This is a genomic window from Thermostichus sp. MS-CIW-26 (assembly GCF_054059115.1).
Window position 1 is genome coordinate 86,508 of sequence record NZ_JBSSBV010000004.1, and the last position, 20,070, is coordinate 106,577.

20 protein-coding genes are annotated in these 20,070 nt (G+C 59.4%); 4 read left to right on the forward strand and 16 right to left on the reverse strand.

What is annotated here, in order from left to right; all coding sequences use genetic code 11:
* Nucleotide 1: 1 nt before the first annotated feature.
* Nucleotides 2-1,213, reverse strand: coding sequence for an RNA-guided endonuclease InsQ/TnpB family protein (locus ACVWZU_RS02850; RefSeq protein WP_457443258.1), 1,212 nt, complete (start codon nucleotides 1,211-1,213; stop codon nucleotides 2-4).
* A gap of 127 nt (nucleotides 1,214-1,340) precedes the next feature.
* Between ACVWZU_RS02850 and ACVWZU_RS02855 the strand changes: the two genes are divergently transcribed.
* Nucleotides 1,341-1,568: a YccF domain-containing protein gene (locus tag ACVWZU_RS02855; protein ID WP_238376904.1), complete on the forward strand. Its 228-nt coding sequence runs from the start codon at nucleotides 1,341-1,343 to the stop codon at nucleotides 1,566-1,568.
* Between the two features lie 147 nt (nucleotides 1,569-1,715).
* On the opposite strand, the gene ACVWZU_RS02860 is transcribed toward ACVWZU_RS02855, so the two are convergent.
* A complete protein-coding gene (locus tag ACVWZU_RS02860) occupies nucleotides 1,716-4,070 on the reverse strand; it encodes a transglycosylase domain-containing protein (protein ID WP_457443261.1) in 2,355 nt (784 codons plus the stop codon).
* Nucleotides 4,071-4,073: 3 nt separating this feature from the next.
* On the reverse strand, nucleotides 4,074-5,990 hold the full coding sequence (locus tag ACVWZU_RS02865) for a serine/threonine-protein kinase (RefSeq protein WP_457443263.1): 1,917 nt from the start codon (nucleotides 5,988-5,990) through the stop codon (nucleotides 4,074-4,076).
* A gap of 131 nt (nucleotides 5,991-6,121) precedes the next feature.
* Between ACVWZU_RS02865 and ACVWZU_RS02870 the strand changes: the two genes are divergently transcribed.
* Nucleotides 6,122-7,039: a histone deacetylase family protein gene (locus ACVWZU_RS02870; protein ID WP_011432582.1), complete on the forward strand. Its 918-nt coding sequence runs from the start codon at nucleotides 6,122-6,124 to the stop codon at nucleotides 7,037-7,039.
* A gap of 11 nt (nucleotides 7,040-7,050) precedes the next feature.
* Here ACVWZU_RS02870 and ACVWZU_RS02875 read toward each other — a convergent pair whose 3' ends face one another.
* The 12 genes from ACVWZU_RS02875 to ACVWZU_RS02930 form a co-directional block, all read right to left on the reverse strand.
* Entirely contained in the window at nucleotides 7,051-7,770 is a 720-nt protein-coding gene (locus ACVWZU_RS02875) for a PP2C family protein-serine/threonine phosphatase (RefSeq protein WP_011432581.1), read from the reverse strand.
* Nucleotides 7,770-9,473 carry an ABC1 kinase family protein gene (locus ACVWZU_RS02880; RefSeq protein WP_457443265.1) on the reverse strand — a complete coding sequence of 568 codons (1,704 nt, stop codon included), beginning with the start codon at nucleotides 9,471-9,473 and terminating at the stop codon, nucleotides 7,770-7,772. The genes ACVWZU_RS02875 and ACVWZU_RS02880 overlap by 1 nt, the downstream gene beginning before the upstream one ends.
* Before the next feature lie 29 nt (nucleotides 9,474-9,502).
* Nucleotides 9,503-9,814, reverse strand: coding sequence for a DUF6825 family protein (locus ACVWZU_RS02885; protein WP_414406384.1), 312 nt, complete (start codon nucleotides 9,812-9,814; stop codon nucleotides 9,503-9,505).
* 124 nt (nucleotides 9,815-9,938) lie between these two features.
* The gene (locus ACVWZU_RS02890; RefSeq protein ID WP_414406383.1) at nucleotides 9,939-10,664 is read right to left on the reverse strand and encodes a phycobilisome rod-core linker polypeptide; all 726 of its coding nucleotides are present in this window, start codon (nucleotides 10,662-10,664) and stop codon (nucleotides 9,939-9,941) included.
* Between the two features lie 58 nt (nucleotides 10,665-10,722).
* The gene (locus ACVWZU_RS02895) at nucleotides 10,723-11,364 is read right to left on the reverse strand and encodes a HEAT repeat domain-containing protein (protein ID WP_414421924.1); all 642 of its coding nucleotides are present in this window, start codon (nucleotides 11,362-11,364) and stop codon (nucleotides 10,723-10,725) included.
* 64 nt (nucleotides 11,365-11,428) lie between these two features.
* Entirely contained in the window at nucleotides 11,429-12,199 is a 771-nt protein-coding gene (locus tag ACVWZU_RS02900) for a HEAT repeat domain-containing protein (RefSeq protein WP_041436319.1), read from the reverse strand.
* Nucleotides 12,200-12,272: 73 nt separating this feature from the next.
* Entirely contained in the window at nucleotides 12,273-12,542 is a 270-nt protein-coding gene (locus tag ACVWZU_RS02905; RefSeq protein WP_457443268.1) for a phycobilisome linker polypeptide, read from the reverse strand.
* Between the two features lie 320 nt (nucleotides 12,543-12,862).
* Complete coding sequence (locus ACVWZU_RS02910) at nucleotides 12,863-13,351, reverse strand: phycocyanin subunit alpha (RefSeq protein ID WP_414343139.1); 489 nt, start codon at nucleotides 13,349-13,351, stop codon at nucleotides 12,863-12,865.
* Between the two features lie 145 nt (nucleotides 13,352-13,496).
* Nucleotides 13,497-14,015, reverse strand: a complete 519-nt coding sequence (locus ACVWZU_RS02915) for a phycocyanin subunit beta (RefSeq protein WP_457385326.1) — start codon at nucleotides 14,013-14,015, stop codon at nucleotides 13,497-13,499.
* A gap of 395 nt (nucleotides 14,016-14,410) precedes the next feature.
* On the reverse strand, nucleotides 14,411-15,226 hold the full coding sequence (gene trpA, locus ACVWZU_RS02920) for a tryptophan synthase subunit alpha (RefSeq protein WP_457443270.1): 816 nt from the start codon (nucleotides 15,224-15,226) through the stop codon (nucleotides 14,411-14,413).
* A gap of 66 nt (nucleotides 15,227-15,292) precedes the next feature.
* Nucleotides 15,293-16,708 (reverse strand): ABC transporter substrate-binding protein, encoded by a 1,416-nt coding sequence (locus tag ACVWZU_RS02925; RefSeq protein ID WP_457443272.1) that lies wholly within the window; start codon nucleotides 16,706-16,708, stop codon nucleotides 15,293-15,295.
* A 112-nt stretch (nucleotides 16,709-16,820) separates the two neighbouring features.
* Nucleotides 16,821-17,036: a hypothetical protein gene (locus ACVWZU_RS02930; RefSeq protein ID WP_414405379.1), complete on the reverse strand. Its 216-nt coding sequence runs from the start codon at nucleotides 17,034-17,036 to the stop codon at nucleotides 16,821-16,823.
* Between the two features lie 28 nt (nucleotides 17,037-17,064).
* Between ACVWZU_RS02930 and ACVWZU_RS02935 the strand changes: the two genes are divergently transcribed.
* Nucleotides 17,065-17,913 carry a class I SAM-dependent methyltransferase gene (locus tag ACVWZU_RS02935; RefSeq protein WP_457443275.1) on the forward strand — a complete coding sequence of 283 codons (849 nt, stop codon included), beginning with the start codon at nucleotides 17,065-17,067 and terminating at the stop codon, nucleotides 17,911-17,913.
* An 8-nt stretch (nucleotides 17,914-17,921) separates the two neighbouring features.
* Here ACVWZU_RS02935 and ACVWZU_RS02940 read toward each other — a convergent pair whose 3' ends face one another.
* A complete protein-coding gene (locus ACVWZU_RS02940; protein WP_011432567.1) occupies nucleotides 17,922-18,710 on the reverse strand; it encodes an amino acid ABC transporter ATP-binding protein in 789 nt (262 codons plus the stop codon).
* A gap of 263 nt (nucleotides 18,711-18,973) precedes the next feature.
* On the opposite strand from ACVWZU_RS02940, the gene ACVWZU_RS02945 reads away from it, so the two are divergent.
* Nucleotides 18,974-20,011 carry an amino acid ABC transporter substrate-binding protein gene (locus ACVWZU_RS02945; RefSeq protein WP_414419060.1) on the forward strand — a complete coding sequence of 346 codons (1,038 nt, stop codon included), beginning with the start codon at nucleotides 18,974-18,976 and terminating at the stop codon, nucleotides 20,009-20,011.
* Nucleotides 20,012-20,070: the final 59 nt, after the last annotated feature.

Below are 20,070 nucleotides of genomic sequence, written 5' to 3' on the forward strand. Positions count from 1 at the left end.
ACTACCCGACTCCGACCGCTAAAGCGGTACGGAGCGGGCTTTCAGTAGCCCTGAGCCTGCTCTGCTCTACCAGAGAACAAAACAAGCCCGGACCTCTAGGCTGGTTTACGACAGCCCCCAAGAGCGCAATCACATTCGCACCATTCAAATCCGCATCCCCTTCCCATCCACAGTGCCCACACTTGAACGACTTGCCACTGCGGTAGGACTTACCCTGCTCGGGATGGATGTGTAAGCACCGGTGGCAGGTCTGCGACGTGTAGGCAGGCGGCACAAGAATCAGAGAAACCCCTGCAACCCTCGCCTTGTACTCCAGAAACTGACGTAGTTGGTAGAACGCCCAACTGTTGGTCCTACGCCGCTCGGCTTTGCTGCGTGGCTGTTGATTGACCCTTTCCCGGATCCCTGTCAGGTCTTCCAGAGCAAGAGCGCTGTTGGTAGCTTTTGCCCTGGAGACAATAGCTTTGGAGATGCGATGATTGACCCACGCCTGAAAGCGCCTCTCCTTGCCAGACAGCCGTTGCAACAGTTCTCTGCATCTGCGCCGCGAACTGCGTGTGCCCTTACTGGCTTTGCGTTGGAGTGCCGCCCTCAGCTTGGAGTAGTGGTCTCGGACTCTGCTCAACTGCTGTCCATTCCAGTTGTCCCCCTCTGACGTATGGGCAATATCTGTCCTCCCCAAGTCCACCCCGATCACCTTGTCGGTATCTTGTTGCTTGGGTGGTTTTTCCTCTACGCAAATCTGGATGTAGTAGGAGCCGTCTTTGTGCTTGACCAGCGTGGCAGCTTTTGGGTTGGAACCAGCCAGCATCCCACGCTGGTAGTTGCCAATGACCAGTTCAAAGCGTTCTCTCCCTTCCACCGTGGCCAGCGACACCGTCCAGTCTTTTTGACGGAACGAAAAGATGCGAGCGTCGTAGGTAACAAAGCCGCTCTTAAACTCCTTGACGGGACGCTTTTTCTGCTTAGCCACTTTGCGAGCGCCCGCTACCCGTCTGCACACCTGTTGAGCCAAGTTACTGGACAAGCCAAACCGGGCTCGAATCTCGTAGTAGCAAAGGGATTGCAGCTTGACCGCGTTGACGATCTTCTCCGGCGTGTTCTGGTTGACCCAATTCAAGGCTTGGCCAAAAGCCTCCAAAGTCGCGTCCAATTTGGCGGCTTGCGACGGGGACACCTTGAGCTTGCAGGAGACGGTCAAGACTTGGGTCATGGTTCTATTGTAACCTCGCATTCCTCCCGGCACTGACCCTACGGGTACAGTGCGGGGCTCCTGCGATTTCTAGCTGACAATCATCCGCATTCCCTTTGGCTGGCAGAGCATCAAACTGGGGTTTGCAGTGCTTGCCCCCTTCGGAAAGGAAGTGGTGGAGTATCCCGATGCCAACAGCCCGCTGCTGCTGATCTTTAACGTCATCTGGCTATTGCTGTTTGGCTGGCCGTTGGTGCTTAACCATCTCTTCTGGGCTGTGATTCTGGCAATCACCATTGTTGGGATCCCCTTTGCTAAACAACACATGAAGTTAATTATTTTGTCGTTGTTGCCCTTTGGCCGAGATCTGCGCTGAGAAAGTGGGTGAACCTAGATTGTGGGTTTATTGAGGGGTACGGCCAAACTGGTTATTAGGCATTTCTCACTTGGGATGCAGGAGAGTTTTCTGTCGGGTTGTCAGGATTTGGGGTTGCCAATTGCCAAGGCTGCTCTCCGAGTTGCTCTATTGAACCATCGTCAAACTATTGGTAATGACTTGCCTCGTGTAATTTCCCCAAGTTTGAGCAGCTATGCTGCTGCTTCCTCGTGTTGGGCTGGAGTCATCATTGCCCAACCAAACGCCGGTCACCAGAGGAGGGTTGGGCGTGTAGCCGATAAAGAGCAGATCCTTGTTGGCGGTGGTGGTGCCGGTTTTACCGGCTTCTCCAATGCCGAGCCGGGCAGCAGTGCCGGTGCCGGAGCTGATCACCCCTTGCAGTACGGTTGTCATCTGTTGGGCGACGGTTTCTGGTAAGACAAGTCGCTGAGAACGGGGATCCTCCCGACCAGGGTAAATCTCACGGCAGGTGCGAAAGTCGTTGGGGTTGGCGCAATCGCTGCTATCCAAGATGCGGCGGATGGTGTGGGGCCTTGACCAAAGGCCACGATTGGCAAAAGGAGTGAAGGCTGCTGTCAACTCCAGCAAGTTCACCTCCATTGTGCCAATCACCATAGAAGGATAGGGTTGCAACGGCGATTGGATGCCCATTTGCCGGGCCGTCGCCACCACTTGCTCTAGACCTACCTGTTGGGCCAACCGCAGGGCAATCACGTTTTCGGAGAGGATCAGGCCGCGGGCCAAATCCATAGGGGCCGATCCCGAGCGACAGCCCCGAAAGGTGAGGTTGCCCCAGGTGAGGGGCTCGCAAGACAACACTTGGGAGAGAGGGATCCCCTGGGTGAGGGCAGCCGCATACGTGAACACTTTGAAGGTGGAGCCCGGCTGCCTTTGAGCTTGGGTAGCCCGGTTGAAGGGGCTGGCGTTGTAGTCGATCCCTCCCACCAAAGCCAGCACTTCGCCGTTGCGGCTGTCGAGACTGACCAAAGCGCCTTGGCTGAAGCCCAAGCGGGATCCCGACTCGCGCACCGTTTGGGCCAGGACTTGCTCTGCCAAACGCTGGTAGGGCAGATGCACCGTGGTTTCGATGATGAAGTTGCCCTCTGCCGAGAGGTCTTGGCCCAAAAGCTGCCGCAGCTCCTGGAAGACGGCACTGTAAAAGTAGGGAGCAACTGTCGAGGTTTGGGAGCGCAAATTGGGGTTGAGGGTGAGGCGACTGCGCCGGGCCCGCCGAATCTCCTCTTCGGGGAAGACTTTCAGCTCGCTCAGGCGATCCAAAACCCGATCCCGGCCTCGAACGGCGGCATCATAGTTGGCGACGGGGTTAAAGGCGTTGGGCGCGGGCAAAATGGCCGCCAAGGTCGCAGCTTCGGAAAGGCTGAGCTGGCGGCTTGGGATCCCGAAATAGAACTGGGCAGCAGTTTCAAAGCCGTAGATGCCGTTGCCCAGGTAAACATTGTTGAGGTAGAGAGCGAGGATTTCGTCTTTGCTGTAGCGCTGTTCCAGCTTCAGGGCGGCGACGGCCTCCCGCAGCTTGCGCCCGAAGGTGTTGCCGGAGCCGGTGTAGTCCCGCAGCACGGTGCGGGCCAGTTGTTGGCTGATGGAGCTGCCCCCCTGCTGCACTTCCCCCGAGCGCAGGTTCACCCAAAAGGCGCGGGCAATGCCCAGCAGATCCACCCCAAAGTGGGAGTAAAAGCGGTGATCTTCAGCGGCGACCACCACCTTGGGCAGAATTGGGCCAAAAGCTTCTAGGTTGGGCAGCTCCCGGTAGGTGTCCCCCTGATGGCGGCGCAGCTCCGTCTGCTGATCCCCGGCCAGGACGATCAGGGGGTTGCGATCTGCGGAGAGGGGTGGCTCCACTGAGAACTTGCTCCACTCATGGCCGATCCAAATCCTTGCCCCCAGCCCCAAGACCACCATCAGGATGAGGCAGCCACGCACCCCATACACCTGTGGTGGGGGTGGATCCAGCACCTCTATGGCCACGCTCTCCGGATCCCGAGGCGGGCCAAGGCTCAGTTGCTGGCCATGCCGCAAGATCACCCGGCGCACCCGCTCGACACCACCGAAGGGTTTGAGGCGGAAAACGCCGTTGGTCGAGTCTTGATCTTCTAGCTGGTAGCGACCGGCATTCCACCCCAGCCAGTAGAGAATAGGGGGCAACGGGATCCGCCAACCCAGACCGGGCAGGCGCCAATCCGGGCGGGGACGGATGTGGGCGTGGAGATGGCTCACCGCGGGGGCAGGGATGCGAATGGTGGCCACCGTCTGGCTGCGACCGAGAATGTCGGATCCCTTCAGGGCAACCACCTGGGGGGGCTCTCCCGGGCAGGTAATCCGCAGGCGCACCGGGCGCTTGGGGGGAGGAGGTTCGGGGGGTTTGAGGAGAGCTGTAGGCCCGATAGGGAAGGGCCTGGCCAGGGTTTTGAAGAAGCGAGCGACGGTGCCCAACAGCGGCTTTTTGTCTTCAGAAGCAGACATGGCTCAGTCCCCCCGCAATTCGCGCGCACGGCGCAGCAGCTCCTGCATGGTCTGGCCGGGACGAGGGCCGCCTGCTGCTGAATTGAGGTTACGGGCCTTGGGAGGCCGGGCAACAGGGGCAGCCGGGGGTAGGGTAGGAAAGGAGGGGGAAGGTGGTGGAGCACCGCTGGGCAGCGTGGGATCCCAGAGGGCCATGTAAAGATGGCCTTGGGCGTTGCGTTCGATCCTGCCGGCCCAGGGGCCAACGCGGAATTGCACTCGCCCGGAACGTCCCTCGCGCACAGCCTGCAGTTCTCGCTGCAGTTGAGCAGGCAAGGGGGCTTGCAGCATATCCTCCAAGAGGCCTTCCACTTGCGGGGTGGGTACGCCATCGGTGACGGTGGCTTCGGTTTGCCGCAGGGCCAGACTGGATTCGTCGTAGGTGAGGCCCAAGTCCACCCCGCCAAAGCGGTACAGGTCGTACACAGTATTGGGCCAAGCGCCCTGCCCCTGCTGGTTGGGGGATCCCAGGCTGGCTCGTACCGTCTCGCGGGAAGTCTCCAGGGGAAAGGCGCGAAACACTGGCCCGCTCCGGGTGTAGGGTTCCAGCTCCGGTGCCGGGTCCCGCCGTTTGCTCTGCTCTGAAGCCAAAACAAGGAACTCAGGGATCCCCTCCAGCGGCGGCTCCTCGCTCGAACCACTCTCCTCAGACAGGGGATGGGCATTCTCTGGGGCAATGGGATCTTCCACTGCCGGACGAGATCCTGGCCCGGAAACACGGGGGGCCGAGGGGCGCTGCAGCAACTGTCCCCATTGCCAACTCACCAAAACCCAGCCCAGCAGCCCGCCCATCAGAAAGGGAATCAAGCGCACCCAAAGCAGGGATCCCCCGTTCTCGACCTCCGTGGCCGCCGTCAAGGGCCTGAGCCGCAGAGTACCGGCTGTAACCAAGGACGGCGCAGCGGCAGGGAGACCTCCAGAAAGTGGGCCAGAGGCAGCCTCTTCCGACGAGGCGACTGGGACCTGAGGGGCAATAGATCCCTGTGCTCTGGCTTGAATGTGCTCCAGCTCCGCCAACACATTGGCCACCGACTGCGGGCGGGCGGCAGGATCTTTGGCCAGGCAACCGAGGATCAAGTCAGACAAACCGGCGGGCAGCGGAAACTTCAGTCCCCAGTCTTCTAGAGGGATGGGCCGGTGCTTGTGGTGGGCCTGGTACCAGCCCGGGAAAGATTCGGTGGTGGGCTTGAGGGGCATCTGGCCAGACACCATCTGGTACAGCATGATCCCGAAGCTGTAGATATCGGAACGGGCGTCCAGCGGCAACCCTTCCAGCTGTTCCGGGGAAGAATAGGCCAGCGTTCCCAGGTAGGCATGGGTAAAGCTCAAAGATTCATGGCTGTTGAGCAGCTTGGCAATGCCGAAATCCACCAGCTTCGCCAGTTCCCCAAAACTGCTATCAGGCACTACAATCACGTTGGCCGGCTTCAAATCGCGGTGGATCACCTGCACCCGTTGCCCTTCCATGAGGATCCCCTCGTGGGCTGCTTTCAACCCCAAGCCAATTTGACGGGCCAGCCGGAAGAAGCGCTCCAAAGGCAAAGCCCCTGCGGCCAGAATATCCTTGAGGGTTTGGCCGTTCAGGTATTCCATCACATAGAAAGGCACCTCATCGGGGGTAAGGCCATAGTCATTGACTTTGACAATGTGCAGGCTTTTTTGGCCCAAAGCCGCGCAGGCTTTCGCTTCCCGTTCAAAGCGCAGGCGGGTGCGCTGATCCATTGCCGGCTGGGAGAGCAGCTTGACGGCCACTTCCACCCCACCAAAGAGCAAATCTTGAGCCAAATAGACTCGCCCCATGCCTCCCTGTCCCAGCAGATGTACGAGTCGATAACGCTGAGCCAAGAGGCGACCCAAAAAGGGATCCGACGCAGTAAACATAGGGAATCGCGGCGGTACAGAGAACAGGTTTGCAAGCCTCGCGAAGGGATCCGGCAGGAGCGGGCTACCTCTACCATAAGCACTGGAGCCGTCATAGGCCATGCTCGCCGCCGTCAATCCAGTTGCCCTTGATGTCTTTGCCAATTGTTTACCACCCCGACTACAGTGCCCCCCTGCCGCCGGGCCATCGCTTTCCCATGCCGAAATTTCGCCTCTTGCAAGAGCTGCTGCTGCGGGAAGGGGTGATCCGCCCCCAGCAAGTGCACCACCCCGAGCTGCCCCCTCTCGCCTGGATTGAGTCGGTACATACCCCTGAGTACGTCAGGGCCTACTGTGAGGGATCCCTGGAAGCCAAATTGCAGCGGCGCATCGGCCTGCCCTGGAGCCCGGAGCTGGTGCAGCGCACCTGTCGAGCGGTGGGGGGTACCGTCTTGACCGCCCAATTGGCCCTGCGCCACGGCCTGGCCTGCAACACCGCCGGCGGCACCCACCATGCCTTCCCCGCCTACGGCTCCGGCTTTTGTATCTTCAACGACCTGGCCATTGCCGCCCAAGTCTTGCTGCAGCAAGGGCTAGTGCAAAGGCTCTTGATCGTGGATCTGGATGTCCATCAAGGAGATGGCACTGCTTGGATCTTTCGCTCCGAGCCGCGGGTGTTCACCTTTTCCATGCACTGCGAGGCCAACTTCCCCGCCACCAAGCAGCAGAGCGACCTGGACGTGCCCCTGCCAGTAGGCATGGAAGATGAAGCCTATCTCCAGACCTTGGCCGACCACTTGCCCGATCTGTTGGCTCAGGTGCGCCCTGACCTGGTGCTCTACGATGCCGGTGTGGATCCCCACGAGGAAGATCTCCTGGGCAAGCTGGCCCTCAGCGACCAGGGGCTGTTTCGGCGAGACATGCAGGTGCTGAACACTTGTCTAAAGCAGGGCTATCCTGTCGCCTGCGTCATCGGCGGCGGCTACGGCAAAGACCTCAACCGCCTTGTGTATCGCCACTCCCTGCTGCACCGGGCTGCCAGCGAAGTGTACCGCCAATACCGTCTTTAGCCGGGGGCAAACTAGGCGTATTCGGCAATCACTACTGTGATGTTGTCTCGCCCGCCCCGCTCTTTGGCCGCTTCGATGAGTTTTAGAGGAAGCTGCTCCAAATCTTCCACCTGCAGGCAGTACTCGATGATCACTTCGTCGTCTAACTCCTCCGTCAGGCCGTCGCTACACAACAACAGGCGATCCCCTGGGTAAACTGTAATCGGCTGCACAGAAGGTGGACCCGCATCGGGTCGGCCCAGGCAGCGCTCGAGAATATGTCGCCAAGGGTGAATCCGGGCCTGCTCATAGGTCAGCTCCCCCAGTCGAATGGAGCGAGCCACTAAGGTGTGATCCTCGGTCATTTGCTGCATCTCGGATCCCCGTAGGCGATAGAGGCGAGAATCACCGATGTGAGCGCTCCAGCAGTTGCCCTTGGGATCCACCATGGCCACCACCACCGTAGTGCCCATGTCTGCCCGCTCTGGATTTTCCCGCTGATCCTTGAGGATGGCACTGTTGGCTGCTTCTACGGCTTCGCTGAGCAACCGGGGTGCCGGCACGTTTTTCCAGCCTCGATCCAGATATTCTCGGATGGTCTCGACAGCCAACAGGCTGGCTGTAGCCCCGGCAGCATGTCCTCCCATACCATCGGCAACAATAAAATAGCGCCCCTCCGGATCGCAGTAGTAGGCATCCTGATTGCTGCTGCGGATCTTGCCGGGATCCGTAGCGCAGGCATATCGTCGCATCACATCAATCGCTCTGACCGATTCAACCTTAAGAGTACTCTGATTAAAGCAAGAGCAGCGAGGGCAGCCAAAACCAAAGTGATAATCGTTAAGGTAGCATGTCCGGCCAAAAAGAGCTGAGTTGCGCTCAAAAAAAAGGCCGCAAACAACACCCCGTAAATGACTCCCAGCCCGGTGTTGTTCAGCTTGCGCAACAAGCGCTCTGCCTCGCTGGATCGCACCCGCAGGCGTAGCTCCCCTTGTTCCAACTTGCTCAAGGTCAATTCGATCCGGCGCGGCAAGCTGAGGCTGCTGCTGGTGAACTCAGCCGCTTGACGGCCAACCTGGGCCAAGAGGGTCTCAGTCTTGCTTCCGTTTAAACTCATCAGCTCTTCCGCAAAGGGTTTGGCCACCTCCATAAAGTCGAACTCCGGATCCAGCCCCTTCCCCAATCCCTCCAGCGTGGTCAGGGCCCGCATCACAAAGGTGAAGGTAGCCGGAAAACGAAACGGCTGATCGTAGGCCAGCTCGTAGAGGTCTTCGCTGATGGCCGCCACCGAGATTTCTCCTGAGTTGCCGGAAAAGGGTTTGTCCATAAAGTGATCCAGCATGTACTGCACCGAGCGGCGCACGGGAGCCAGATCGGCGGTGGGCACCAGCACCCCCAGTTCCACCAGCGAGGCCACCACCTGATCGGCATTTTTGGAGACCACACCTGCCAGCGTGCCCATCAGCTTTTCTTTCACATCGGAGGGCAGGCGGCCCATCATGCCGAAGTCGTAGAAGATCAGCGTGCCATCGGGCTTCACGGCAATGTTGCCGGGGTGGGGATCGGCGTGAAAAAAACCATCCTTGAGCAGTTGCCGCAGATAAGCCTCTGCCCCCAGACGAGCCAAAACCTTGCGATCCAACCCCGCCGCGCTCAGGGCTTCGTAATCGCTGATTTTGATCCCCGGCAGGTATTCCAACGTCAACAGGCGAGGAGAGGTGTAACGCCAATACACTTTGGGAACAGCAATTTGCGGCATATCCCGAAAGTTGCGACGGAAGGTATCGGCATTGCGGCCCTCATTGAGGTAATCCACCTCTTCCCAGAGGGTGCGCCGACACTCTTCGTAGATGCCGATCCAGTCGCGGCCCGGCCCGCCCCAAGAGGTGCGATACTGAAAGAACTCGGCAATCCCACGGCAGATCTCCAAATCGATGGTGAACAGCCGGGTCAGCCCCGGACGCTGCACCTTCACCACCACCTCTTCCCCGGTTTTGAGCTTGGCGCGATGCACCTGCCCCAAGCTGGCAGCGGCCAAAGGGGTGGGATCAAAGTAGCTGTAGATTTGGGTGATCGGCCTGCCCAGCTCCTGCTGCACAATTGCCGCCACCTGTTCGTAGCTGAAAGCAGGCACCCGATCCTGCAGCTTGGAGAGCTCCTCGACATATTCCGAGGGGAAGAGATCGGCGCGGGTGGAGAAAAACTGCCCCACTTTAATAAAAGTAGGGCCTAAGTTAAGCAGCGTTTCGCGGATCCAAATGGCTCTGGCCCGGCGGCGCTTGGCCTTTCGCTCGGGCGTGGGTTGTCCCCCATAGCTCCAAGCCTGCTGATCCAGCCAAAGGTAAAACAGCCAGGTGAGCACAAATCGCCAAATGTCCAGCATGCGGCCCTGGCGAGTATAGTTCTCCCGGGCCCAGCGGTAGGCGGTATAGGGCTTGACGGGTTGTGATCCCAAAGAAGTCCGGGATCCCAAAAGGCTCGCGTTCAAGCGTTTCGACTCCGGTACTTCTGCAACTCGGAGCGCAGCTGCGCCACTTCCGCCCGCAAGTCGTCCAGAGTTGCCTGCAAATCTTCTGTCTGGAAAGGCAGCGGCACCCTTTCCTGGGCGGCCATGGATGCTTCTGCCTCAGCCCGGGTCATGACATCCTGGGCAAAGGTTTGCCAGCCCTCCTGCAGCTCAGCCCACACCTTGCCCACTTCCCCGGCAATATCGGTGAGGGCGCTTTCCAAACGCTCCCGTAGGACATCCGCCACAGCCTTGCCGACAAAAAAAGCCCGCACAACCGGATTCTTCATGCGACCCAAGTGTTAAGAAGCATCACCCAGATTATAACGAATCCTGCTCAAACACAGCGGCGAGCCGACCCACCCGAACAGCAGCGGATCGATCGGCCCGGCGGATTGGGGAGTTCGTCCAGTCCTAGCGGCGGTTGGTGGTCATGTCAGGGATCTTCAGATCGAAGACGCTGATGTTTTGCCGTGCAGCCGGCTTGGGATTGAGCATGCGGGCCATGTTGAGGAAGTTTTCTGGATCCCCGGGTTTGGGAGGACGGGTGAGACGATAGGTGCGCACCACTTCCCGCGTCGAGCGCTTCACGCCGGAGACATCGCGCCAACGAGCTCCATAGCGGGGGGTTACCAGGTTGGCGGGCTTTTCCGACAGGCGACGGCGTTGGTAAGGCACCACATCGTCCCCAAAGGCGGCATTGTACTCTTCGCTATCCACCACAGCGTCGATGAAGCCATCTAGCCCCTTGGTGGCAACGATGATGGAGTACTTGATGCGCTCCTGTTGGCTGTAGGTGGGCCGACCCAAAAAGCGCTGGAAGGTGACCTCGATGAAGCGGTAGTTGTCGTTGGGAACCATGACCAGATCCCGGTACACCTCCGACTTGCCCAGGCCGCGCACAAACTCTTTGACCGAGATTGCCCCGTTGCGCAATTGGGACTCCAGAGCTTTTTGCCGATAACTCTCCAGCATCAGATGCTCGCTGAAGATCTGGCGATAGGCGGCGCGAATGATGTTGTCAATTCCTGTCGGGTCGTCAGGACGGTAGACCGGCGGGGTTTCGTCGCTGGGCACAAAGTAGCGAGGCACCCGTTCATTTTGGGTGGTGGGGCGATCGGCAAGCAACGGAAGGGACATAGATGGTGCTCCTAAAAAAACGAGAAAAACTTAAGAAAAACACAGTGGGGCAGAGAAGCTAAGGCTCGGCAGCCAACTCCTGCCAGCTCATCTGGGCGCGGAGAGGGATCAGAGGATCCGCATCTTCCAAGGCCATCTGGAGCGCAGCCTCGACTGAGGGGCGCAGAGATTGTTCACCCTGGCGAGCCAAGTCCGTCAGGGATCCGACGGCGGCATAGCGGACTCCCCAATCGGCATCGGCAAGACATTGCCGCAATAGGTGCAAGGCTCGCTCTTGATCGGGCAAGGGCCGCTTGGCAGCCACCCGTCCCAGCCCGCGGGTCGCCGCCCGCCGTACACTGGGGGCAAAGTCCGCCACAATGGCTTCTGCCAAAAAGGGGTAGGCATCCCCATGGCCAATGCGAGCCAAAGCCCGCACCGAATAGGCCCGCGCCCCATAGTCAAAACCGTCAATATGGCTCAGCAAGGGCTGCACCGCGGCTTCCCCAAAGCGCAGCACCTCCTCCAGAGCAGCCTCCCCAACTGCAGGGCGATTAAACCCAAAGGCGCGAATTAAGATGGGGATCCCTTCCACTTGGCCCAAAGCGCCCAGCGCCCTCACCACCCGCAACAATTCCTCAGGCGACGTGGCCTGCTCCAATTCTGCTGCCAGTTGAGCCACAGCAATGGGAAACGCTTGAGCAGCCGAGGCGGAGGACATAGGCAACGAATAGTCAAAGGTACACTTGAAACCGCTGATCAAAGGCACTGAGCGCCCCAGGATCCTAGAAGAGCTTCTCCAGTTGCGGCAGGATCACCGCCGTCACCTGAGCCAGCGGCACCCACCCCAACTGAAGCGCCACATCGAACAGCCGCTTCAGAGCATTGATGCGCAGGTTGAGAGCCACGTCGGCTGTGGCCAGCAGCGGCGCCCCCGCCACCCATCCCGATTCGGCCAGGTCGAACAAAGCGGCCTGTCGTAGGCTGGAGTTGGAGTGGGCCAGTAGCGCCACCAGGATTTGGGTCAGCTCCTCGGCTTGCGTAAAGCGATAGAGCACCCAAGCCGCTGCCGAACGCACCCGCTCAGAGGGATGGTTCAAAAAGGGCCGGATCGCTGCCTCAGCCTCGGTGGCCTGAAGCTGACCCAAGGCCTCGATAAGGGCTTCCCAGGGCTGCTCCTGCTCGCGGGACTGCAACAGTGCCAGCAAGGGATCCACCGCTCGCTTGTCCCCCAATTGAGCCAAGGCATAGGCAGCCTCTTCCCGCACATGAAAGTCGGTACAAGTGAGCGCCTCGATCAAACCGGGCACGGCCCGCGCATCCCCGATTTGCCCCAGGGCCTTGGCAGCATTGCGGCGCAGAGGATAGCCCCCCAAGGCGGTGCGATCCCGCTCATCCTGCAACGCCAAAAGCAGCGGCTCTACCCCCCTTGGATCCCGAACTGTGCCCAGGTACCAGGCAGCATAGTACCGATCTTGCAAGTCATCCCCCTGCAGCCGGGCTATCGCCTGCTCCCAAGTGAGCTGCTGCGGCAGCACCGCCGTGTTGGATGCCATACGAACCGTTGCAGAGCTGTTCATGACACCTGGGCAACCTTGCCGGTAACTTCAGTCGGCCGTCGGGCCTCCCTCACTCAGCAGCGCCGTTGCCCTGAGCGGGAGAGGCATTGGCTCCCGACAAGGCAGTGACCTGCACGATTTTGCCACCCATCCGCAGAATGCGCTGTATCTCGGCAGACAACCGACTGTAGGGAACGGTGGTGCTCAGGGTGCTGCGGCGAACTTTGGCAGAGGTGGCCAGAGCATCGGGCGGGTTGAGCAGACCGGTGTACTCAACTCGGTAAACCCGGCTGCCGGCTTCTGTCAGGGCTTCAGGGCTGGTGGTGCTTTGACCGAACATCGCTTTCCCCAATTATTATCAGATTTCGTTTAGAGGACTGTCAGGGGCAACCAAGCGCCGGACAAGCTGTACCGGCTACTTTCGCGGGCCAGCCGCGTTGCCACCAGGCAATGTCTAGAACCCAGAGGTTAACTCCCCCAGACTAGAGAGCAGGCGACTAACCCAACTGGCTCAAAGGGAGCCGAGGCGCTAAGCCAACCTAGAAACAGGTGGAATAGACCTCTCTGGAGCCGCCGCCTGCTCTGGAGAGATACACACTTGGAAGACGAAGAAAGAGATCGTCCCCTCCCACCAAGCGGGGATCTCTGCCCTGGGATCCCCTAGCTGAGGGCGTTGATGGCGTAATCGAAGTAGATGGCAGCTTCGTTGGCCGCTTGACCGCTCAGCATGCCCAGAGCGCGGCTCTTCATGTACTGCAGAGCCACGATGTACCAGCTGGGAGAGAGGTTAAAGGAGCGGTTCACTTCCCGCAGTCCGGCCACCAGGTATTCATCGAGGGGGCCGGTGCCACCTGCAACCAGAGAATAGGTAATGAAGCGGAGGTAGTAGCCGATGTCGCGGGCACACTTGGCTTGAAACACATCGCCGTGGCCCATTTCACCCGGCTGAGTCAGGTAAGGGAACCTCTTGAACACTTCCTGCACCGCTTCCCGCACCAGAGTTTGCTGGTTGTTGGTTAGGACACGGGCCGCTTCCAGAGAAGCAGCAGCACGCTGGTAACGACCATTCACGGCCTGCAGTTCGCTGGCATTCAGAAAACGCCCTTGATTGTCAGCGGAAGCAATCGCTTCAGTGATGACAGTTTTCACCTTGCAGCTCCTAAATTCATCGATTGTGTTGTTAATGGACGTTCTGTAGGAAAGGCGGACTGGATTTCCACCTGCCTATCAGAAATGAGGGATCTAACGGATCTCGATTCTGAAAGGAACGACCAAGCTGGCTTCGACCCAAAGCTCAAACGATGGCGGCAGCCGCCTTATCGAAGTAGCTGGCCACTTCGCTTTGCAGCGCCGAGCAGTCCCCAGGAGTGATGCCCTTCGGATCCATGATCTTGGCCAGCGCTTCCTTCTTCATAGCAGCAATGGCATTGGCCACAGAAGTGGTGGGCACCCCCAGAGCAATGTAGGTTTCCCGCAGGCCGTTTAGGCAGCGATCTTCCAGCACAGAGCTATCCCCGGCCAAGGTGGCATAGGTGATGTAGCGCAGGATGATCTCCATGTCCCGTAGGCAGGCAGCCATGCGGCGGTTGGTGTAGGCATTGCCGCCGGGAGCGATCAGATCTGGCTCTTGAGCAAACAAAGAGCGAGCTGCATTGGTTACGATTTGGGCGGCATTGCTGGTCATGCGGTTGACAGCATCTAGGCGCTTGTTGCCCTCTGCCACCAAAGCCGCCAGACGGTCAAAGTCTTGGTCACTTAAAAAGGCACCGCGTGCATCTGCCTGAGCGATCACCCGGGTAAAAGCATCTTGCATGATGGATCTCCTTCTGGTCTTTCCAAAAAGTGGTGAGCGACTGGCTGAACCTCCCAAAAGCCGAATCCCAAGCTTTTTTGCGGGATCCTCTTTGACCCCCAAAAATCAAGGATTCCGTGGCAGCAGACCCCCCACCGAACCCCTAAATTTTTAGATAGGTCAAGAACCTCTGCGACTTTCAGACAGCCGAGCATCCAGCCTAATTTTATATCGCGGGATGGATGAGTGTTTTGTGAAGATTTACAAACCCATCGATACCAAAATGTCTGCTTAGCCTGGGATCCCTGGACTATGGGGCGCAGCAGGGGGGAAATGGGTCTGCGGGCTGGCTCACAAAATGTAAACATTTGTTTTGAGATGGAAGCAGTCTGAGTGGGCACCTTCCTGAACAGAAGTTAACACTCTGGAGTGGTCACCTCTTGCAGGGCCGCTTTGAGGGCTCGACAAAAGTGAGCTATTTGTTGCAGTCCTTCTTCAGGCGTGGGGGCTTTCGCCAGCCGTTGCACAAATGCGCTGCCCACAATCGCTGCATCTGCCCCCCAGAGGGCGATCTGGCGGGCCTGGTCTGGAGTGGAGATGCCGAAGCCCACCCCAATCGGCAGGGGGGTTTGTTGGCGCAGTTGCTGCAGCAAAGCCGGGATCCGCTTTTCCAGGGTGGCCCGTTCGCCGGTAACGCCGGTGGTGCTCACCAAGTAGACAAAGCCACTGGACTGCTGGGCAATGCGGCGCATGCGCTCCGGGGGGCTGGTGGGGGCCACCAGCAGGATGAGGTCGATCTCTTCGGCCTGGGCTGCTTGTCGCAGGGATCCCGCCTCTTCCAGAGGCAGATCGGGGACGACCAAGCCGGCACAGCCGGCCTGCCGCAGTTGATGCAGAAAGTTGGGGATGCCGAGCTGGTGGATGGGGTTGTAGTAGGTGAACAGGATCAGGGGGGCCTGCAGCGAGAGACAGCGCAAGCCTTGTAGAATGGCGCCCAAAGTGACTCCCCGACTGAGGGCGCGGGTGGCTGCTGCTTGGATCACCGGCCCATCCGCCAAGGGATCCGAGTAGGGTACCCCCAGCTCGATAAGATCGGCGCCGCTCTGATCCAGAACCTGCAAAGCCTCAAAGGTGGTTTCCAAGTTGGGATCCCCGGCGGTGAGGTAGGGGATGAGGGCTGCTTCACCGCGGCTGCGCAGCGCCTGGAAACAGGCTGTGATCCGGCTGGGCATGGGATCCATTCGATTCGATTCTGAGGAGATTGAGAGCATCCCCCACTGTAGCGTCTGCCGGGATCCCTAGGGGAGAGGCACAAAATCGTAGCCGGTACCGGAGCGGTTGCCGGGCTCAACCCGCACCAGCACATGGGGAGCATTGCGGTCGCCGGAGGGCAAGAAGCGCACTTCTCCGGAAGCGCCGTCCGGCAAGCGGAAGTTCGGGTCGCCCAGGGCGGCGAGAACAGCGCTGCGGCTGGTGGCTCCTTGGCTGAAAGCTTGCAAGAAAACCCGGGTGGCATCATAAGCCAGAGCGGTGCGCCAGCTCACCTGCCCTCCCCAGAGCTGGGCTGCCTTCTGGGCAAACTCGCGGTTGCGCGGCACCTGGGGATGCCAGGGTACCGCCACCACCAAGCCCTCTACCGCTGCTCCCCCTTCTTGCAATGTGGTGAGGCTGAAGAGCACATCGCCGCCCAGAAGAGCAAGGGGCTTACCAGCTACAGCGTTCTCGCGGGCTACGGCCAGCGCTTTTTCGGCTACGGAAGCCGTGGGAGCTAAAAAAGCTACCTGGGCTCCTTGGCTGACGGCCCTTTGCAGGCTGGCCTGGGGGTTGAAGTCCGACGCCGATAAGTCGAACTCCGCCAGCACGATGCCCCCTTCGCTGGTCAGGGTGGAGGCAAAGGCATCGCGCAAGCTGGAGCTGTAGGCGCTGTTGGGGTTGTAGAAGATGGCCACCCTTTGCAGCCGCAACGTGTTGAGAGCATAACGGGCCAGTTGTGTGCCGGCCACTTGATCCGAGGGCACGGTGCGAAAAATGGCATCCCCCAGCATGCTGATGCGAGTGCTGGTGGAGGTGGAGGAGATCATGGCCAAGCCGGCAGGCTGATAAACCTCGGCTGCAGCCAGGGTGGCGTCGCTGGTGTTATGGCCGATCACGCCCAAGATCTCGGGCTGGCTCACCAGAGCCTTGGCCACCGCCGTTGCTCGCTCAGGGTTGTCGCCATCGTCGGCAATCACTACCCGCAGCAGCCGTCCTCCGATTCCCCCCTGTTGGAAAAGCTCCTCCTGAGCTTGCGCCACCCCGCGCAGGGTCTCTTTGGCGCGGTTGGGGTTGCTGGAGATGGGCACCACCACCGCCAGGCTCAAGGGACTGCCCTGCTGCTGGGCACGGGCATTGTTCAAGAAAATGCGAGCTTCCGGGTCGTTGCGGTTGCTTTGCAGCCCCATCTCCAACACCGGGATGGCTGCGCTGAGGTTACCTTGGCGCAACAGCTCTGCAGCGGCAACGGCAGCGGGACTGCTATCGGCAAACAAGGTGCGCTCGCCGCTGGTCAGGAGCAGATCTTGTGCTCCACCCCCCAACCCTGGCAGCGATACTGGCGGTAGAGAAATGCCTTCCGGCCAGCGAACATAGCCCGCCCGCCAAGCACGATGACCGCCCCAGAGGAGCAATAGACCCAGGACGATGTAGACAATGGGTGGCGGAGACTTGACAACCATGATTCAGGGAAGAAAACGCCGACCTTCGGCCAGCAAAGACACTGCTCGCGCCCTCAGGGATCCTCAAAAACCCGTCTTTTCAAGGATTTTCAGAGGCTTCTCGAAGAATAACTTAAGGGTGGGGACGGTAGGAAGGGCTGTTGCGGTATTGGCGCTCTAGCTGCTCCACAATGGAAATGGGAACGGATGAGGTCTCGGAGGGCTCTTCTGGCGAGGTGCCGATCTGCGTCTCGGTCTCCACATTGAACTGCCGAGATGTTGCCCAAACCACTGCTGCAATCAGCAAAAGGACGATAGCGGCACCGTAAAGAAAGGCGACGATGGCCATCGGGTCAATGGTTTAGCTTTCCCCTTCCATGATAAAGGCTGTCGAGAATTACCCACTTCAGGATCCCTTAGAGCAAGCGCTGTGGGACTGGCATCGGGGACAGGCCAAGGGATCCCTTCTCTTACATGCCTACAGCCTGGAGGGGATCCCGTTGGCGGAAGAGCCCCAGGTGGTCTCCCCAGAGGTGTTCTTCACCCAGGAGCTGCCGGAGGTGGAAGCCTTGGCCTTGGAACTCTGCCGCGGTCGGGTGCTAGACATCGGCGCCGGTACGGGCCGCCACAGCCTGCTGCTGCAGGAAGAAGGATTGGCCGTGGCCGCTTTGGATCGCTCCCCTGTGGCTTTGCAGATTATGGCAGAGCGGGGGGTGCGCTGCCGCATTGCCGCCGATCTTTTCCACTGGGCGGGGCCAGGAGAGCCCTTCGATACCCTACTCCTGCTGATGAACGGCGTCGGCTTGGCGGGATCCCTGTCGGGCTTGGAGCGTTTTTTGCGCCTGGCTCGCCACTGGGTTCAGCCCACTGGCCAGTTGCTCCTGGATTCCACCGATTTGAGCGATGCCAGCGACCTCGCAGATCTGCGGAATCTGCCGGCAGAAGAGGGAGGGCGTTTAGAAAACTTGGAAGATCCCTCTGGCAAGCTGGCCGCTCCTGCCCACCTCGAAGCAGGTGGCTCAGAAGATTGGCAGGAAGGGAGCGAGGCAAAAGCCAAGGTAGTGAACTTTGTAGCCGAGTACAACGGCCAGCGGGGGGATCCCTTTCCCTGGCTATTTGTAGATCCGGAAACCCTGCTGCAGTGTGCCCACGCCAACGGCTGGCAGGGGCAGATTGTCTATCAAGAGCCGGAGGGGGCTTTTCTGGCACGCCTCACCCCCTTCTGAAGGACTCGCTAGTGGGAAAGGATCTGGGATAAAAACAGGCGGGAGCGCTCTTCTTTCGGATTGCTGAAAAACTCTTGGGGGGTGTTTTCCTCCACGATCTTGCCGCGGTCGAAGAAGATAATCCGATCCGCCACCTCGCGGGCAAAGCCCATCTCGTGGGTTACACACACCATGGTCATCCCCGAGCGGGCCAACTCCCGCATCACGTCCAGCACCTCCTTGATCATCTCTGGATCCAAGGCCGAGGTGGGCTCATCGAAGAGCATCACCGCCGGATTCATGGCCAAGGCGCGGGCAATCGCCACCCGCTGCTGCTGCCCCCCCGAAAGTTGCCCCGGGTATTTTTCTGCTTGCTCGGCGATCCCCACGCGGCTTAGCAGTTCCATAGCCCGCTCTATCGCCTCACTTTTTTTCATCTTTTTCACGTGGATTGGGCCAAGGGTTACATTTTGCAAAACCGTGAGATGGGGAAACAGGTTGAACTGTTGAAAAACCATGCCCACCTCGCGGCGAATGGCATCGATGTTGCGCAGGTCGCTGGTTAGCTCAATGCCATCTACCACAATGCGCCCTCTCTGGTGTTCTTCTAAGCGGTTCAACGTGCGAATAAACGTTGACTTGCCCGAACCTGAAGGCCCACAGACCACCACCACCTCTCCGCGGCGGATGCGGGTGGTAATGCCCTTGAGGACGTGGAAATCGCCGTACCATTTGTGAACATCTTCGCATTGGATAATGTCAGCGCTGGCTGCACTTTGCGGAGAGAGTGAAGACCTTATGTGCGGGGATCCTTGCATGGGTGGGTGACTCCCTAAGTTTCACCAAAGCAGGCATGGGTACCATGGCAGAACTGGCCGAGCCACAACCGTAGCCTCTGCAACATTTCCATACGCCCTGACATGTAAGGCTTTGAGAAAATCGTAGGCGCCTATGGCAAACCATTCTATGGGGTGTGGGGTGTGGCAGGAGTGTAACCCAATGGCACGGTATCTCGGTTGAAGTGCCGTGTATGAACGACTGTTGACGACGAAGATCTTGAGGATTGACATGGGGTAATTTTATGAACTGGATAAAGCATTTGAACGGATTGGCTCCCTTGGCCGGGGCACTGGCGTTGTCTATGGGCCTGCAGTCCCTTCCCGCTTGGGCGCAGCTGGGGCCGCTCACCGACCGCATCAAGGCTCGGGGCGAGTTGATCTGTGGGGTAAACAACCAACTGCCCGGATTCGGCAACCTGGATGACCAAGGCAAGTATGTGGGTTTTGATATCGACATCTGCCGGGCAGTAGCTGCCGCTCTCTTTGGAGATCCGGACAAGGTTCGATACGTCTACCTGACGGCGGCCAATCGCCAGTCTGCGATTCAGTCGGGCGAGGTCGATATGATTAGCCGCAACACCACCTGGACCCTCACTCGGGATCGCGAGTGGGCGGTGACCTTCGGCCCCACCACCTACTACGACGGCCAAGGATTTATGGTGCGGAAGTCGCTGGGGGTGGAAAAGCTGGAAGACCTGAACGGGGCCACCATCTGTGTGATTGCCGGCACCACCACCGAGCTGAACTTGGCGGATACCTTCCGCGCCCGTGGCATTGCCTTTACGCCAGTAACTTTCGACGGCGATGATTCCTCTTTCAACGCCTACGAAGAGGGCCGTTGCGATGCCATCACCAGCGACCAAAGCGCCCTCATCTCCCGCCGGGCCAGCTTGGCTTCTCCTGATGACCACGTGATCTTGCCGGAGATCATTTCCAAAGAGCCCTTGGGGCCGCTGGTTCCCCACGGAGATGAGAGTTTCTCCGACATTATGAACTGGACGGTCTACGCCCTCTTCTATGCAGAAGAAAAGGGGATCACCAGCGCCAATGTGGACGAGTTCCTCAAGTCCGAGGATCCCGACATTCGCCGCTTCTTGGGCCAGGAAGGCAACCTGGGAGAGCTGCTGGGCCTGAAGCCGGATTGGGTGGTCAATGTCATCAAGGCGGTGGGCAACTACGGCGAGATCTTCAACCGCCACCTGACCCCCTTGGGCGTGCCGCGGGGCTTGAACCAGCCCTACACCAAAGGTGGGATCCAGTACGCGCCGCCTTTCCGCTGATCGGCTGATTCGGAATCCGGGCCTAGGGATCCCGGTTGGTCAGTACCGGCCAGGGATCC

Excerpts from the sequence above, each read along its gene's own strand:
- ACVWZU_RS02870 (WP_011432582.1), top strand. The coding sequence starts at position 6,122 with ATGTCTTTGCCAATTGTTTACCACCCCGACTACAGTGCCCCCCTGCCG.
- ACVWZU_RS02945 (WP_414419060.1), top strand. The coding sequence starts at position 18,974 with ATGAACTGGATAAAGCATTTGAACGGATTGGCTCCCTTGGCCGGGGCA.
- ACVWZU_RS02935 (WP_457443275.1), top strand. The coding sequence starts at position 17,065 with ATGATAAAGGCTGTCGAGAATTACCCACTTCAGGATCCCTTAGAGCAA.
- ACVWZU_RS02890 (WP_414406383.1), bottom strand. The coding sequence starts at position 10,664 with ATGTCCCTTCCGTTGCTTGCCGATCGCCCCACCACCCAAAATGAACGG.
- trpA (WP_457443270.1), bottom strand. The coding sequence starts at position 15,226 with ATGCCCAGCCGGATCACAGCCTGTTTCCAGGCGCTGCGCAGCCGCGGT.
- ACVWZU_RS02915 (WP_457385326.1), bottom strand. The coding sequence starts at position 14,015 with ATGCAAGATGCTTTTACCCGGGTGATCGCTCAGGCAGATGCACGCGGT.
- ACVWZU_RS02865 (WP_457443263.1), bottom strand. The coding sequence starts at position 5,990 with ATGTTTACTGCGTCGGATCCCTTTTTGGGTCGCCTCTTGGCTCAGCGT.
- ACVWZU_RS02885 (WP_414406384.1), bottom strand. The coding sequence starts at position 9,814 with ATGAAGAATCCGGTTGTGCGGGCTTTTTTTGTCGGCAAGGCTGTGGCG.
- ACVWZU_RS02905 (WP_457443268.1), bottom strand. The coding sequence starts at position 12,542 with ATGTTCGGTCAAAGCACCACCAGCCCTGAAGCCCTGACAGAAGCCGGC.
- ACVWZU_RS02895 (WP_414421924.1), bottom strand. The coding sequence starts at position 11,364 with ATGTCCTCCGCCTCGGCTGCTCAAGCGTTTCCCATTGCTGTGGCTCAA.
- ACVWZU_RS02940 (WP_011432567.1), bottom strand. The coding sequence starts at position 18,710 with ATGCAAGGATCCCCGCACATAAGGTCTTCACTCTCTCCGCAAAGTGCA.
- ACVWZU_RS02860 (WP_457443261.1), bottom strand. The coding sequence starts at position 4,070 with ATGTCTGCTTCTGAAGACAAAAAGCCGCTGTTGGGCACCGTCGCTCGC.
- ACVWZU_RS02900 (WP_041436319.1), bottom strand. The coding sequence starts at position 12,199 with ATGGCATCCAACACGGCGGTGCTGCCGCAGCAGCTCACTTGGGAGCAG.
- ACVWZU_RS02925 (WP_457443272.1), bottom strand. The coding sequence starts at position 16,708 with ATGGTTGTCAAGTCTCCGCCACCCATTGTCTACATCGTCCTGGGTCTA.
- ACVWZU_RS02850 (WP_457443258.1), bottom strand. The coding sequence starts at position 1,213 with ATGACCCAAGTCTTGACCGTCTCCTGCAAGCTCAAGGTGTCCCCGTCG.
- ACVWZU_RS02875 (WP_011432581.1), bottom strand. The coding sequence starts at position 7,770 with ATGCGACGATATGCCTGCGCTACGGATCCCGGCAAGATCCGCAGCAGC.
- ACVWZU_RS02930 (WP_414405379.1), bottom strand. The coding sequence starts at position 17,036 with ATGGCCATCGTCGCCTTTCTTTACGGTGCCGCTATCGTCCTTTTGCTG.